Source organism: Halorarum halophilum (assembly GCF_013401515.1).
Lineage (GTDB): Archaea > Halobacteriota > Halobacteria > Halobacteriales > Haloferacaceae > Halorarum > Halorarum halophilum.
The window spans coordinates 37,057-51,982 of record NZ_CP058530.1 but is presented as its reverse complement, the minus strand read 5'-3'; the positions used below and the strand labels follow the sequence as shown (position 1 = coordinate 51,982).

General features: G+C 66.7%; 10 protein-coding genes. 2 read left to right on the top strand and 8 right to left on the bottom strand.

The genetic code is table 11. The features are described 5' to 3' along the window. The first annotated feature begins 325 nt into the window (after positions 1-325). Together HUG10_RS18555 and HUG10_RS18550 are read left to right on the top strand one after the other, a co-directional pair. Positions 326-2,275, top strand: a complete 1,950-nt coding sequence (locus HUG10_RS18555; RefSeq protein ID WP_179171186.1) for a 3-hydroxyacyl-CoA dehydrogenase/enoyl-CoA hydratase family protein — start codon at positions 326-328, stop codon at positions 2,273-2,275. Between the two features lie 423 nt (positions 2,276-2,698). Next, on the top strand, positions 2,699-3,220 hold the full coding sequence (locus HUG10_RS18550; RefSeq protein WP_179171185.1) for a winged helix-turn-helix domain-containing protein: 522 nt from the start codon (positions 2,699-2,701) through the stop codon (positions 3,218-3,220). Between the two features lie 60 nt (positions 3,221-3,280). Here the strand turns inward: HUG10_RS18550 and HUG10_RS18545 are convergent, their stop codons facing one another. From HUG10_RS18545 to HUG10_RS18510, 8 genes are all read right to left on the bottom strand, one after another. Beyond that, positions 3,281-4,522 (bottom strand): amino acid ABC transporter substrate-binding protein, encoded by a 1,242-nt coding sequence (locus HUG10_RS18545; RefSeq protein WP_179171184.1) that lies wholly within the window; start codon positions 4,520-4,522, stop codon positions 3,281-3,283. 1,065 nt (positions 4,523-5,587) lie between these two features. Beyond that, entirely contained in the window at positions 5,588-6,754 is a 1,167-nt protein-coding gene (locus HUG10_RS18540) for a tyrosine-type recombinase/integrase (RefSeq protein WP_179171183.1), read from the bottom strand. A gap of 356 nt (positions 6,755-7,110) precedes the next feature. Beyond that, entirely contained in the window at positions 7,111-8,373 is a 1,263-nt protein-coding gene (locus HUG10_RS18535) for a CaiB/BaiF CoA transferase family protein (RefSeq protein ID WP_179171182.1), read from the bottom strand. 237 nt (positions 8,374-8,610) lie between these two features. Next, positions 8,611-10,434, bottom strand: coding sequence for an ABC transporter substrate-binding protein (locus HUG10_RS18530; protein WP_179171181.1), 1,824 nt, complete (start codon positions 10,432-10,434; stop codon positions 8,611-8,613). 163 nt (positions 10,435-10,597) lie between these two features. Next, complete coding sequence (locus tag HUG10_RS18525; protein WP_179171180.1) at positions 10,598-11,599, bottom strand: ABC transporter permease; 1,002 nt, start codon at positions 11,597-11,599, stop codon at positions 10,598-10,600. A 136-nt stretch (positions 11,600-11,735) separates the two neighbouring features. Next, positions 11,736-12,812: an ABC transporter ATP-binding protein gene (locus tag HUG10_RS18520; protein ID WP_179171179.1), complete on the bottom strand. Its 1,077-nt coding sequence runs from the start codon at positions 12,810-12,812 to the stop codon at positions 11,736-11,738. Beyond that, positions 12,809-13,852 carry an ABC transporter ATP-binding protein gene (locus HUG10_RS18515; RefSeq protein WP_179171178.1) on the bottom strand — a complete coding sequence of 348 codons (1,044 nt, stop codon included), beginning with the start codon at positions 13,850-13,852 and terminating at the stop codon, positions 12,809-12,811. The genes HUG10_RS18520 and HUG10_RS18515 overlap by 4 nt, the downstream gene beginning before the upstream one ends. Before the next feature lies 1 nt (position 13,853). Then, positions 13,854-14,759 carry an ABC transporter permease gene (locus HUG10_RS18510; RefSeq protein WP_179171177.1) on the bottom strand — a complete coding sequence of 302 codons (906 nt, stop codon included), beginning with the start codon at positions 14,757-14,759 and terminating at the stop codon, positions 13,854-13,856. Between the last annotated feature and the right edge of the window lie 167 nt (positions 14,760-14,926).

Sequence of the window (14,926 nt, the reverse complement as noted above, 5' to 3'; positions counted from 1 at the left end):
TCGATCGGCCCTCGACCGTCGGCCGGTCCGTCCTACCGTGGTCACGACTCCCATTGCCCGTCACTGTGTCGCCGCGCTAATTAACATTTTGGACCTATTTTACCGTATCAGTATTCCCTGGAAATCAGCTGTCCTGGAAATCGAGCCGATCCCTCGTGAAGCCGGCGCCGACAGTCGAGCACGTTCACCTCGCCGCCGCCGGCGACTTCGGCGGGACGGCAGGCGGTTCCAGGATCGGGGTGACACACTGGAAATCCTCGAAGGGCATTCGTATTACAACAATCGCCAGATTCAAGCCCGAGATGTACGATACATATTCCACAAGATGGTTGTCGATACGATCGAAAGGGTCGCTGTCCTCGGTGCCGGGAGCATGGGCCACGGCATCGCCGAGGTGGCGGCGCTCGGCGGCTACGACGTGACCCTCCGGGACGTCGAGGCGGACCTCGTCCGCGACGGGTACGAACAGATCGAGTGGAGCCTCGGGAAGCTCGAGGAGAAGGGGGCGCTCGACGAGTCCGCCGAGGCGGTCCTCGATCGCGTCGACACGGCGACGGAGCTCGACGCGGCCGTCCACGACGCCGACCTCGTGATCGAGGCGGCGCCGGAGAACATGGAGCTGAAGCGCGAGATCTTCGGCGACCTGGACGAGTTCGCGCCCGCCGACGCCATCCTCGCGACGAACACCTCCAGCCTCTCCATCACAGAGATCTCGGAGGCGACCGACCGGCCCGGGCAGGTCGTCGGCACGCACTTCTTCAACCCGCCGGTGAAGATGGACCTCGTCGAGGTCGTCTACGGCGACCACACGGACGACGCGACCGCCGAGGCCGCGGCCGCGTTCGCCGAGGCGTGCGACAAGACGCCGATCTTCGTCCGGAAGGACGTCAACGGGTTCGTCGTCAACAACGTCCTCGTCCCGTTCATGGAGGAGGCGGCGTGGATGCTCTCGGCCGACGAGACCACGATCCGGGAGACCGACGCGGCGATGGTGTTCCGCGGCGGCTACCCGATGGGTCCGTTCGAACTCGCCGACTTCACCGGCATCGACATCGGCTACCACGCCCGGAAGGAGGCCGGCCGCGAGGTGCCGCCCGTCTGGGAGGAGAAGGTCGAGGCGGGCCACTACGGCAAGAAGTCCGGGAAGGGGTACTACGACCACGAGGACGGCGACGGCGTCGACTACGAGCACGGGCAGGGCGAGGCGTTCGACACCCTCCGCATCGAGGCCCGGATGGTCAACGAGGCCGCGAAGCTCGTCGGGAACGACGTGGCGACGCCCGAGGAGATCGACGTCGGGATGCGCCTCGGCGGCGGCTTCGCCGAGGGCGTCTGCCGGATGGGCGACAAGCGCGGCCTCGACGCGGTCCTCGAGAAACTGGAGACGCTGTACGCCGAGAAGGGCGCCGACCGGTACGAGCCGGCCGACTACCTGCGCGAACTCGTCGAGGCGGGCCACACGGGCGAGGCCGCCGGCGAGGGGTTCTACGACTACAGCCACGGCGGGCCGTACCACTACGTCGACCACGAGGTCGACGACGACGGCGTCCTCCGCGTGACGTTCCAGCGCGAGGAGCGGCTCAACGCGTTCAACGAGGACATGCTGAACGAGGTCGACCGCCTGCTCCGGGAGACCGACCCCGAGGACGTCGCCTGCGTCACCTTCGAGGGCGCCGGCGACAAGGCGTTCAGCGCGGGGGCGGACCTGACCGCCTTCCCGACCGCGGAGCCGCGGGACATGATGGACGTCGACGACGTGTTCCGGACCGTCTACGAGTTCGACCGGCCGACGCTGGCGAAGATCGACGGCTACTGTCTCGGCGCGGGGTTCGAACTCGCGCTCGCCTGCGACCTCCGGGTCGCCACCGAGGACGCGACGTTCGGGACGCCCGAGATCGACCTGGGCGTCATCCCGGGCGGCGGCGCGACCCAGCGGCTCGTCCGCCTCGTCGGCGAGGTACGTACGAAGGAGCTGGTGTTACGCGGGAACCACATCGGCGCCGAGCAGGCGGCCGACTGGGGCATCATCAACCGCGCCGTCCCCGCCGAGGAGTTCGACGACGTCGTCGCGGAGTACGTCGACGACCTCGTCTCTGGCCCGCCGGTCGCGCTGAAGGTGGCGAAGAAGGTCATCAACGACGGGCAGGACGCGAGCCTGGAGACGGCGCTGAACCTGGAGAGCCAGGGCTTCGGCCTGCTCGTGAGCACGGACGACATGCTCGAGGGCGTGACCGCGTTCCGCGACGACCGCGAACCCGAGTTCGAGGGAGAGTAGGTTCGGGCATTCCTCCGACTTCCCGCCTCCCACTGAAGTGTTCAGCCGATTGGCGCGTGGCGGCCGCGCCTCGTGCGCGGCCAACGCGCGCGAGGGATGAGCGAGTGAGCGACCGGGGGGAGCGAAGGAGCGAATCGGTTGGGGAGGGCTCACGCGAGCGAACGAAGTGAGCGAGCGCGAGTGGCTGCGGTCGGGTGGGACTGAAAGGGGCCGGGTGCTACGGGAAGTACGACCCCGCAAGCACCGCAGAGAGGGAACGGAGTGAGCGAACGAGGAGCGCAGCGCGGGGCGCGCGACCGTAGCACCTGGGGGCTTTCACGGTCGTCTCCACGGCTCTTCTCGGATTCAGCTCCTATCCAAACACAATCGCCGCGAACCATCGAAACACTCTCGGAAACCACCTCCGTGGCGGGCAGTATCAGCATGGACGACACAGAACCCGACTGGGAGTTCAAGCGGCGCGACGTGCTCATCCTCCGCGAACTGGCGACCGATCCGCAGCGGTCGGCCCGCGAGATCACCGAGGTGTTAGAAGAGGACCACGGCGTGGACATCTCCCACGTCACCGTGAGCAAGTCGATCCGGAACATGCGCGAGGAGGGCGTCTTCCGGGAGGCGATCATCCCGAACGAGGAGTACTTCATCTTCGAGAAGTTCGAGTTCAAGTTCAACCCGGAGTACTTCGCCGAGGAGTGGCGCGACGCGATGGAGTACATCCGGGACGACGAGCACACCCTCTTCTACTTCCTCTCCGACGGCGAGTACCAGTGGACGTCGGTGATGATGTTCCCGACCCGGGAGGCCGGTTCGCGCTGGATCCACGAGTTCTACAAGGAGCACGGCCGGGTCGTCAGCAACCTCCGCAACTCGGTGATGACGAACGTCCTCAAGTTCGAGACCGATCCGCGGCTGTTCGACAGCCTGCCGTACGACGAGGGGTCGTAGACCGACGCGAAACTCCCGCTCGTTCGGTTCCGTGACGACCCCCGCCCCGGCCGTCGACGGCTACCCCTCGATGGGGTATGTCAGCTCCGAGGACTGCTCGGTCTGCGGGAAGACGAGGCGCTGCTCGCCGTCCTGCCACTGCGCGCTCGCGGCCGCCAGCTGCCCCTCCTGGGGCATCCCGTACTCGTCGAACGAGAAGTCGCCGATGACGGTGTTGAACTCCTCCTCGTCGAGCGCGCTCCTGACCGCGTCCGGCTCGGTCGACTCCGCTGCCTGGAGCGCCTGCAGGGTCGTCTGGGCGAGGTTGTAGCCGACCCCGACCATCACCCGTGGGATCTCGTCGTCCGACTCGGCGAACTTCTCACCGTAGGCGTTCAGCAGCTCCTCGTTCCCGTTGCCGGTCATCCCCGGGGCCCAGCCCGGGCTCATGATGACCGAGTTCCCGGCCTCGCCGAGCGCCGACCACCACGCCTGCGGGTCGGCCGCGCGGACGAACTCGACGAACTTCGGCATGTAGCCGCTGTTCCGGAGCTGTTTCATCGCGGTGATGCCGTCCGGCGGCTGGGGGTTCGCGAGCAGCGCCTCGACGTTCGCGCTCTCCGCCTGCGAGATGAGCGTCGAGAAGTCGCCGTTCCCAGTGTTGTACGTCGACCGCATCGCGACGTCGTAGCCGGCGTCCGAGAGTTTCGACTCCCACGCCTCGGCCATCTCGGCGCCCCACCCGGAGTTCTCCTCCCAGATGCCGACCCGCTGTGGCCGGTTGCCCTCGGGCAGTTGCCCGAGGATCTCCCCCGTCGCGCGTGTCACGTCCCGCGTCTTCGGGAACGGCGTGTAGGTCCACTCCTTGGAGCCGTCCGTGAGCGGCTCCTCGAAACACGTCGCGACGGCGAGGAACGGGAGCCCCTGGTTCTCGGCGAACGCGCTGCCGGCCATCACGAGCGGGCTGGAGAAGCTCCCCCAGATCATGTCCACCTCGTTGTCGCTCGTGATCTGCTGGAGCACCTCGCGGAGCGTCTTCGGGTCGCTCTCGTCGTCCTCGACGATCAGTTCGACCTCGTTCCCGTCGACCCCGCCGTCCTGGTTTAGCAGGTCGATGCCGAGCTGGTAGCCGTTCAGCATCTCGTTGCCGACGCTGGAGAGCGGACCGGTCTCGGGAACCGCGGCCGCGATGGTGATCGTGTCGGACTCGCCGCCGCCGCCGAACGCCGTACAGCCGGCCAGGCCGCTCACCCCGAGCGCGCCGATTGCGCCCGCCGTCTTGAGGTAGCTCCGCCGGGAGCTCGAATTATCGAATCTGTCCATAGAAGCCAGTAAACAGATATTGTGTTAAATGCTTCGTATATATAGCACTGGATTGTGAGTTAATTACAGCTTTTGGATTATGGTTCGATTCCCCTCCGACCCGTCGCGGGGGCCGGCCACGAGTACCGCCCTCCGGACCGACTCAGCTCCGTCGGTTGGCGGTGTGTTTTCAATAGACAAGTGTCCGAGTAGTCCTCGAATATACAACTTCGAATACTATCTCCGTTCGACCACCTACAGTTGAGATACTACCATAGAATCCTGTTCTCCCGTAATCCGCATTCGTTCGGTTTGTGAATCTACGAATAGGAAGAGTGTCAATATAGTTGATAGGAGACGTTCGTCCGGGTTGGGCGAATATCGTCGGTGTCGGCAAATCGAACGCTGCCTGCAGGCAATGGACGGACGCGGTAGTTCGCGGGCCCGTTACAAGGATAACCGTGTAATTTCGAGTGCGCGGCGAAACGGAACAGAGCCGACGACGATCACGTGAGCGGTGGAGGACGCACCGTCGTGGGATCGGGGGTGTTGGGGGAACCTGACGGCGGTCATGGCCCGTCCATCGCGGGAACCCACAATAAGTTCCCGAGGTCACGCGGGTGCTGCACCTCCACCGGTCGTTCTCGCCCAACCGAGAGCAGGAACGCCGATTCGGCAGGCCTGCGCTTCGGATCGCGCCCGACGGAGGCGTGCGAGATCGTCCGTACTCGTTGGTTGCTGTACGAACAAGCAGTTCCAGTTCGCTCGTCCAAACCAGTACAACCAGTTCGTACGATCGGGTCGGACACACCAGTTTTCACGATACCGTCGCACTGGGTTCGGCGGCAGTTTCGTGCTCGAAACGGGTCGAGTTCGGAGGTGTGTCAGCAGGTCGGTGAACACCGACGTCCGAAGTGGATAGCTCACCGAATACGTCCTTCTCAACCAACGACGCATCCGACAAGATCGGCACGGAGGAGGCCAGTATCCGTCGCACGTGGCCCCGTGGGCCGTCAGCCAGCCCGTGGCAAACATCAGTATATCGTCATAGGATTCATCGGATCGTCTCGGTGCGCCTCGTGGGTCCTACTCCCCGAGTCGCTCGAGTTCCGCGTCGATCTCGCGCGTCCGCTCGGCCGCGTCGATGTGCTGGTAGTGGTCCCGCGTCGTCGTCAGTTCCTCGTGGCGGAGGAGGTCCTGGGCGAGCCCCCGGTCAACCCGGTACAGTTCCTCGCCGATCCCCCGTCGCGCGCCGTGCGGCTGGAGGTAGTCGGCGTCCTCGGGGAGATCGATCCCGGCCCCGTCGGTGAGCCGACGCAGGACCGACCGGCCGCCGTCGGTGGTGAGCGCCGGCGGCGCGATCCCCTCGGCCCGCAGCACATCGCGGATATTCCCCCGTTCCGCGACCGCGCCTTCGACCGCTCCCTCGGGGAGTTCTTCCCGCGCACGAGCCCACAGCGACGGCGCGTGACTCGACTCGAACACCGGCCACTCCGGGGTGGGCGGACGCTGGACGCGCCGGAGCGTCTCGAGCGCGTCGCGCGCCGGCCCCGGCAGCGAGGCGTGCTGCCACCGCTTGCCCTCGGTCTTCGACTTGCCGAGCACCTCCGCGGTACCGGCATCGAGGTCGACTCGCGACCACCGGAGCCCCTGCCGCCCCCGGCGGTCGTCCTTCCGGTGGCGGAGCACCTCGGCACCGCGCACGCCCGCGAACGCCAGGACGGCGACGAGAGCGTGGTCCCGCACCTCCGGGTAGGCCCCGAAGGGGTCGGCCTCGATCGCGTCGCCGGCGCGAGCCCGCGCGTGCCCGACCAGCGACTCGCGCTGGTCGCGGGTCCAGAACTGCTGGTCCGACCGCTTCCCCTCGTCGGCGGGAAGCTCCTCCCGTGCCGCCTCGGTCCGCGCCGGGTTGACCGAGAGCACCATGTCCCGGACGCCGTAGGCCAGACAGCCCGAGACGTACGCGTAGTATGTGTTCGCGGTCGTCGGCGAGATCCCGTCGGGGGCGTTCGCCCTGCGCCGAAGATGCTTCGCGTACCTGCGCATGAGCTGCGGGCCGCGCCGCTCGTCGTCCAGGTCCGCGAGCGTCCGGTCGCGCGCCTCCAGCCACTCGGCGAACCGGTCGAGCACGGAGGACGCGCTGGCGACGTACGCGCCCGACCCCCGCTCCTCCTTCGACGCGAGGAAGTCGTCGATCAGCCGCCGAACCGCCGTTTCCCCCCCTGTCGACCCGGCTGCATCCGTCGATGCCATCGTACGACGACCCGACGGCGTGGCCCCCCATATAACCACTTGGTTGTATTCGATTACAACCGAGTGAGCTGCCCAGTGCCTCGAAACGCCGAAATACCGGCGCTTGAGCCTCCGAGCCCCGATATCCAGGAGCCACGGGGACTCGTAAATCACATTTCGCGATATAGAATATGCCGTCGCGTTTTCCCACGAGTCGCTCGTGGTTCTTCGGCTCCCGTCCAGAGCGTCCATCCGAGGTTTCAGGAGAGGACACCCTCTCCGACTCGGTAATCGGGTAGAATCGACGTTCGGAGCCGCAGTCGACTTCTGGTCCGTTTCGACTCATCACCGAGAGTTTGTGTTCGCCGGGGAGGTCGCTACCCCTCGTCGTCCGGAATCGTCCCCGCCTTCCGCAGGCGGGCGATGCGTTCGTCGTCGTAGCCGAGTTCACGGAGGATCTCCTCGGTGTGTTCGCCGAGCAGCGGGGGGCCGTCCTCGAACCCGGCGTCCGCGCCGTCGTAGTTGAGCGGGTGTTCGATGAGGGGGACGTCCCCGAGCGCCGAGTGCTCGATCGATCCGACGACGCCACGGGCCGACACCTGCTCGTTCGACAGTGCCCCCTCGACGTCGAGAACCGGACCGACGGGGAGACCACGCTCCTCCGCGAGGAACGCCATCCACTCCTCGGTGGTTCGGTCCTCGAACTCGGCGGCCAGTTCCGCGTCGAGGTCCTCGCGGTGTTCGACGCGGTCGCCGTTCGTCCCGAAGCGGTCATCGCCCGCGAGATCTGGCCGGTCGAGCGCGTCACAGAGCCCCTCCCAGAGCCGCTGGTTGCCGCAGGCCACGTTGAGGTGGCCGTCGGCCGTCGCGTACGTCCGGTACGGCGCGATGACGGGGTCACCGGTCCCCATGCGCGTCGGCGTCTCGCCGGCGAACACCCGGGCCGCCTGTTTGGTCAGCCACGGGAGGCTGGCGTCGAGCATGGCGAGTTCGACGCGGTCTCCCTCCCCCGTCCGCTCCCGGCGGTAGAGCGCGTTGACGACGCCGAACGCGGCCCACATCGCCGTGATGAGGTCGGTCTGTGGGAGCCCGACCTTCACCGGCGATCGGTCCGGGTAGCCGGTCACGCTCATCATGCCGCTCAGCCCCTGGACGAGCTGGTCGTAGCCGGGACGGTCACTCCAGGGGCCGGTCTCGCCGAACGCCGAGATCGAACAGTAGATCACGTCCTCGTTCTCCCCGCGGACGCGTTCGTAGTCGACCCCGAGCCGCTCGGCCGTGCCGGGCCGGAAGTTCTCGACGAACACGTCCGCCCCCGAGACGAGGTCGAACAGCGCCTCGCGGCCCTCGTCGGTCTTCAGGTCCAGTTCGACGCTCCGCTTGCCGTAGTTGATCGTCCAGAAGTAGGGCGACTCCCCCCCTTCGGCGGCGGCGCGACCGGGGCCGTCGTAGTCGGCCACGTCGACGAACGGGGGGCCGGAGTGGCGGCTATCGTCCCCGACGTCCGGCCGTTCGACCTTGATCACGTCCGCCCCCTGGTTGGCGAGCATCATCGTCGCGAAGCCGCCGGTGACGAACGTCGAGACGTCGACGACGACGACGTCCTCCAGCACCCGTCGCCGCTGCTGTTCTTCAGCCATTGCTACGTCGCATCCGATCGGTTCGAGAGCATCGTTCTGTGGAGTACCGCGTCGTCATTCGTGTTCGGTTCGCAGTGGGCCGGAACGTCGGCCCTCGTCCGGGACGCCCGTGGGAACCCCCGACACGGACGGCGAAGGGTCGGCGGTGCTACCCGGGTGCGGTTATCCGCCGTCCGGGACGAGTCCGGCGGGAGCGTTCGCGGCCGCGACGACCGACCGCCCCCGACCTGGACCCGATCACTCGAGGCAGGGGAAGTCCTCGGGGCTGGGCGTCTCGCCCTGCGGCCAGGCCTCCATGCTGGCGTCCTGGGGGTAGTGCAGGTTGCCGTTGTTGTCCCAGCCCCACCCGGCGTCCTCGAGCACCTGCTTCGCCTGGTCGACGTCGGCGGTCTCGCCGGCGATCTGGGTGAGGACGTCCTGGTTGTACCAAGGGTGCGCCTGGGAGTTGAACGTCCCGTGGATGACGACCTCGGACTCCCCGAACGCGTACGTCTCGTTCAGGTTCTGTCGGTCGACCATGTGCGAGAGCGCCTGGCGGAACTCCGGGAACATCCCCGGTGCGAACGACTGCTGGGGCATGATCCCGTACGGGAGGTGGGCCATGCCCGTCACGATCTGGACGCTGTCGCCCATCCGGCTCTGGAGCTGCTGGCCGGCCTCGGGGTGGAGCGCCACCGCGAGGTTGAGTTCCCCGTTCTCGAACGCCCGCACCACGCCATCGACGCTCTCGTAGATTTGCGTGATGATCGGCGTCTGCGGGCTCCACACCGGGTGTCCGTCGTGGGGCTCCAGCGACATGTTCTGCTGGTTGTTGTAGGACGCCATCCGGTACGGACCGGCCCCGATCATCGGGTCCTCGAAGTTCGTCGGGTTGTCCTCGATGCCCGCCTGGACGTACGGCTCCCGCGGCAGGACGCCGTAGATGGAGAGCCGCGCGGTGAGGAGTTGTGGCGCCGGGTCCTCGGTGTTGAACGCGACCGTGCTGTCGTCGACGACCTCGACGGTCAGGTCCTCCGGGAGGTTCGTCCACTGGTAGTCGCCGTTGTGGTACTGGTCGCGCAGGAACTCGTAGGTCCACTTGACGTCCTCCGGCGTCACCGGGTCACCGTTGTGGAACGTGGCGTCCCGGAGCTGGAACGTCGTCCGCGTCCCCTCGTCGTTCGTCTCCCAGCTCTCGGCGAGGACCGGGATCAGCTCGTAGTTGGAGTCGTACATCAGGAGCGGCGACGTGGTCAGATTCGTGTACAGGACCATCGCGTCGCCGTCGCTGACGGTGGGGTAGAAGCTGCTCGTCAGCATCTCGGACGGGAGGTTCGCGACGATCGGCCCCTGTCCGTCCCGCGCCTCCAGCCCCGACTCGAGCAGCGAGGACCAGTGGATGTCGCTCAGCCCCGCCGGTCCGGTCTCGAGTTCGGTGAGCACGTCGGTGTTGACCGCCGCCGTGAACGGGCGCTCGATCGTCGGGATGAAGCCGAGGTCCTCCGAAAAGACCGACATCGCGTTGTTGACGGCCTCCTCGCGCTCACCCGGTGCCGCGACCGACTGCGCGCGGGCGTGCTCGGTGAACTCGCAGTTGGCGTAGTTCCCCGGGTTGTACCTGCCGTTGGCCCCGGCGTAGTCGAGGCTGTAGTTTGTCAGCAGCTCGTCCGGGTCGAGTCGGCCGGGCGAGGGGCCGTGGCTGTTCACCGCGATGTGGAAGTCCCGGTTGTCGTTCCCGACCGCCGCCACCCCCTCGCCGGTCGTCATCGGCATCGTCTCGATCTGGAACCCCATATCGCCGGTTCGGGCCTGGATGTTCGAGATCGTCTCCTCGAACAGGACCGTCGGCGGTCCCTGGTCGGACCAGTACTGGAACGTGAGCGTGGGAACCCGCTCGCCAAGGTCCCCGGCCCCTCCGCCCCCACCGCCGTTCCCGCCGTTGCCTCCGTTCCCACCGTTGCCGCCGTTCCCGCCGTTCCCGCCGCAGCCCGCCAGAGCGGCGGCGGACGCGACGCCGATCGTCTGTAACACTCGTCTCCGGTCGACACGCTGTTCGCTGCTCTGCCTGCCACTTGATGGCATGTCTCAATGTTCCCATATGCAAGCAAAAGGTTTTCGGTGATTCCGGCCCTGTCGGACGGGAGAACGCCGACTGGATTCCGACGGATGCCGGCGATTTCCGGGCCGACTTCCATCTCGCCGATCCGCACGGACGACGAACCCGGTCGAAGGGGCGGCCGCGGGACTACTCGTTCCCGTCGCCCGCGACTGACACCCGGGGGTCGATGACGCCGTAGAGCAGGTCCACGACGAAGTTCCCCAGGATGACCCAGACGGCCGCGACGAGGAAGACGAACTGGATGACCGGGAAGTCCCGGGCCAGCACGGAGTCCACGAGGAGCCGCCCGATGCCGGGCCAGTTGAACACGATCTCGATGAGGACGAGCCCGCTGATGGACGTCGCCAGCGAGATCGGGTACAGCGTTATGACCGGCAGGGACGCGTGCCGCATGAGCTTCCGGAGCAGCTTCCCGCGCGGGAGCCCCTTCAGGCGGTGGTAGTGGAGGAACTCCTGGTCGCTCACCTCCACGACGCTGTTGCGCATGATGAGCGCCGGGTACTGCATGAAGTACAGCGTGATGGTCGCGAACGGGAGCGCGTAGTGCATCCAGAACTCCTTCAGGAGGAACCGGTGCCAGAACGGCTGGTCCTGGATCATGATCGAGGTCTGCGTCGAGAGCATCCCCGACGTGGGGAAGATGCCGAGCGTCGAGGAGAACGCGGCGATCAGCAGGATGCCCAGGAAGAAGTCGGGGATCGAGTGGAACATCGAGACGGTGATGATGCTCGACTTCTCGAGGAAGCCGCCGCGGTACCGGCCGATGATCGTGCCGATGACGCTCCCGATGATGTACGTCGCCGTGATCGCCGGGAACACCAGGATGGCCGAGTTGATGATACGGGGCCGGACGAGCTCCCAGACGGGCGACCCGTGTCGGAACGACTGACCGGCGTCCGCGGTGAGCAGGTTGACCACGTACTTGAAGTACTGCTCGTGAAGCGGCGCGTTCAGCCCCCACTTCGCTTCGAGCTTGGCGGCCTGATCGGGTGTCATCCCCTGCTGGATGAGGAGCGCCGAGTAGTCCCCCGGCATCAGCCGGAAGAACACGAACAGCGCCGACGCCACCATGAAGATGAGCACCGCCGTGATCGCCGTCCGCCGGGCGAAGTAGCGGAGGCGGCTCACGCGCGCTCACCTCCCGTCGCCGGAGTCGGTGACTGCGGGCGGTCGTCTGCGGGTGGTCGCGGGTCGCTCGCATCGGGTTCGCGTACGGCCGAGGCCCGCCCGTGGTCGGTCGGTCGATCGTCGTTCGGTGTCGAGTTCATCGTGTTTCCTCCAGTTCTGCGAGTTCCTCCGGTTGCGCGGAGTCCTCCTGCTTCGCCGACTCCCCGGTCGGGTGGTCGTAGTAGAGGTGACACGCCACCGTGCGGTCGTCCTCGCCGTCCGGCGGGACGTCGTAGGGCGTGTGGTCGCACACCTCCATCCGCTCCGGACACCGGTTCTTGAACCGGCACCCCTTCGGCATGTTGATGGGGTCGCCCGGTTCGCCGCCGATCGTCGCCCGTTCGCGCTCGTAGTGCGGGTCCGGGATCGGGATGGACTGGATGAGCGCCTGCGTGTAGGGGTGTTTGGGCTCCGCGAGCAGCCGCCTCGTCGGCGACTTCTCCACGACCCGGCCGAGGTACATGACGTTGATCTCGTCGCAGATGTACGAGACCGTCGAGAGGTCGTGGGAGATGTACACCATCGAGACGCCGAACTCGTCGGTGAGCCGGTTCAGGAGGTTCAGGATCTCCGCCTGGGTGGAGACGTCCAGCATCGACGCCGGCTCGTCGGCCAGGATGACGTCGGGCTCGGTGATGAGCCCGCGCGCGATGGCGACGCGCTGTTTCTCGCCGCCGGAGAGCTGGTTCGGGAACCGCCCCAGGTACTTGTCCGCCGGGGACAGCCCCACGGACTCCAGCATCTCCTCGATGCGCTCGAGGTCGTAGTCCATGCCGTGGATCTCGAGCGGCTCCGCCAGCGTGCGTCGGACGCTGAACTTCGGGTCCAGCGAGTTGAACGGGTCCTGGAAGACGAGCCCGACCTGGCGGCGGAACTCCTTCCACTCCTCCTTGGTGAACTCCGAGGTCGGCTGGCCGTGGAAGAGCAGCTCCCCGCCGGTGGGCTCGTACAGCCCGATGAGCGTCCGCAGCAGCGTGGTCTTCCCGCAGCCGCTCTCGCCGATGACGCCCTGGACCTGGTTCTCCCGGAGCTCCATGTTCACGCCGTCGACGGCCTGGACGTACGCGGGCTCCCGGCCGGCGATGCGGTTCTTGACCGTGTCGAACAGCCCCGTCGAGGTGTCGAAGTACTTCTCCAGCCCCCGGAGTTCGAGGACCGGCGCGTCGCCGCTCATCGGCTCCCCTCCAGGATGCTCGATGCCTCGGGCGGTTTCTCGAGGTGCTCGGCGGCCAGCTCCTCCATCTCGTGGGCCCGGACGCACCACGCCATGTGGGACTCGTCGCCCTCGATCGGCTGCGGGTCGGGAGCGCCGTCGTAACACTCGTCGGTGGACCACGGGCAGCGGTCCGCGAACGTGCAGAAGTCCGGTTTCTCCCGAAGCTGTGGCGGGTGACCCTCGATGACGGCCAGTTCGCGGTCGGGGTACCGGACGTCCGGGAACGCGTTCTGGAGCAGGATGGCGTACGGGTGTCGCGGCCGGTCGAACACGTCCACGGTGCTGCCCGCCTCCGCGACCTGCCCGCCGTGCATCACCGCCATCGAGTCGCAGTTCTCGAAGACGACGGAGATGTCGTGGGTGATCATCAGCATGCTGATGTTCCAGTCGTCCTTCAGCTCGTTGATGTGGTCGAGGATCTGGTCCTGCATGATGACGTCCAGCGCCGTCGTCGGCTCGTCCGCGATGATGAGGCTGGGGCGGAGGAACAGCGAGAACGCGATGATCGCCCGCTGTTGCATCCCGCCGGAGAACTGGTGCGGGTAGTCGTGGATGCGCGACTCCGAGAGCCCGACGACGTCGAACAGGTCCCGGAGACGGTCTACCGCCTCGGCCTTCGAGAGGTCGGTGTGGTACTTCGCCATCTCGACGGCCTGCTGGCTCAGTTTCATCACCGGGTCGAGGCTGTTCATCGAGGACTGGGGGATGACCGAGATCTCCTTCCAGCGGATCTCCTTGTTGAACTGTTTCTCGGAGTAGTCCTGGATCTCCTTCCCCTTGAACCGGATCGCGCCCGACGTGACCTCGCCGTTCTCGTCGAGGCCGCCGACGATGGCGTCGGCGATGGTGCTCTTGCCGCAGCCGCTCTCGCCGACGAGCCCGAAGTAGTCGTGCTCCTCGATGGCGAACGATGCGTCGTTGACCGCGTGGACCGCGTTGTCCCCGCGGGTGCTGTACTCGATGTCGACGTCGTCGAACTCCAGTATTGGCTCGGACATGTTACACGACCACCTCGTCCTCGCCGCCCGCGCCCTCGTACCCCCGTCCGAGGAGGTACAGCGAGAGCACCGTCAGCGAGATCATGATTCCCGGCGGGAACGACCACCACCACGCCTCGGCGACCCGACCCGACTGGTGGGCGTTGCGGATCATGATCCCCCAGGTCGGCGTGAACGGGTCGGTGACGCCGATGAACGAGAGGCCGGCCTGTTCGAGGATGGCCAGCCCGACGCCCATGGCGAAGAACAGCGCGGCCATGTTGGCGATGTTCGGCAGGATGTGCTTGCGGATGATCCAGGGCGTGCTGGCCCCCGAGGCCTTCGCCGCCATGATGTACGGGCGCTGTTTGATCTGGAGCACCTGCGAGCGTATCACCCGCGCGATGAACCGCCACAGCACCAGCCCGATGATGGCGATGGTGGTGTAGAAGCCCGCCCCGAAGAACGTGATGAGCACGATGGCGAAGGGGATGAACGGGATGCCGTAGATGAAGTCGACGAAGCGCATCAGCAGGCTCTCCGTCCGTCCGCCGACGTAGCCGGCGGTCACGCCGACGAACAGGCCGAGCACGAGCATCAGGCTCCCCGCGAGCAGCCCGGTGATGAGCGTCGCCCGTGCCCCGACCAGCAGCCGCGAGAGCACGTCCTCGCCGCGGTCGTTCGTCCCCAGCGGGTGCTCGAGCGACGGCTGGGCGTACCGGTTCAGCTGGCCGTCCGCGGTCCGCTGTTGCTCGGCGTAGTCGTATGGCGCGATCTCCGGCCCCATGAGTCCGATCAGGAGGATGAACAGCAGGCAGACGAACGCGAACTTGGTGATCCGCTCACGGAGCAGGTTCCGCAGGGTCCGCCTGACCATGGTTCCGAGGTCGCCGCCGCCGAATCCTTGCAGTTTGCTCACGACACTCATGTGGTTTCCACGTGGCCCTCGACGCCGTTTGTTTCGTGCCTACTGGCGTGACGACAGCCACACTCGGCTCCTGATATCATAGAGTCGTATGTCAACAGTTCTCAACCCAGCCGCCATATTAAGAGTTTCGATGGCCGACCCCCCGAACCCGGCCGAGGCGGTGGGTT

Excerpts from the sequence above, each read along its gene's own strand:
- HUG10_RS18555 (WP_179171186.1), top strand. The coding sequence starts at position 326 with ATGGTTGTCGATACGATCGAAAGGGTCGCTGTCCTCGGTGCCGGGAGC.
- HUG10_RS18550 (WP_179171185.1), top strand. The coding sequence starts at position 2,699 with ATGGACGACACAGAACCCGACTGGGAGTTCAAGCGGCGCGACGTGCTC.
- HUG10_RS18545 (WP_179171184.1), bottom strand. The coding sequence starts at position 4,522 with ATGGACAGATTCGATAATTCGAGCTCCCGGCGGAGCTACCTCAAGACG.
- HUG10_RS18540 (WP_179171183.1), bottom strand. The coding sequence starts at position 6,754 with ATGGCATCGACGGATGCAGCCGGGTCGACAGGGGGGGAAACGGCGGTT.
- HUG10_RS18535 (WP_179171182.1), bottom strand. The coding sequence starts at position 8,373 with ATGGCTGAAGAACAGCAGCGGCGACGGGTGCTGGAGGACGTCGTCGTC.
- HUG10_RS18530 (WP_179171181.1), bottom strand. The coding sequence starts at position 10,434 with ATGCCATCAAGTGGCAGGCAGAGCAGCGAACAGCGTGTCGACCGGAGA.
- HUG10_RS18520 (WP_179171179.1), bottom strand. The coding sequence starts at position 12,812 with ATGAGCGGCGACGCGCCGGTCCTCGAACTCCGGGGGCTGGAGAAGTAC.
- HUG10_RS18515 (WP_179171178.1), bottom strand. The coding sequence starts at position 13,852 with ATGTCCGAGCCAATACTGGAGTTCGACGACGTCGACATCGAGTACAGC.
- HUG10_RS18510 (WP_179171177.1), bottom strand. The coding sequence starts at position 14,759 with ATGAGTGTCGTGAGCAAACTGCAAGGATTCGGCGGCGGCGACCTCGGA.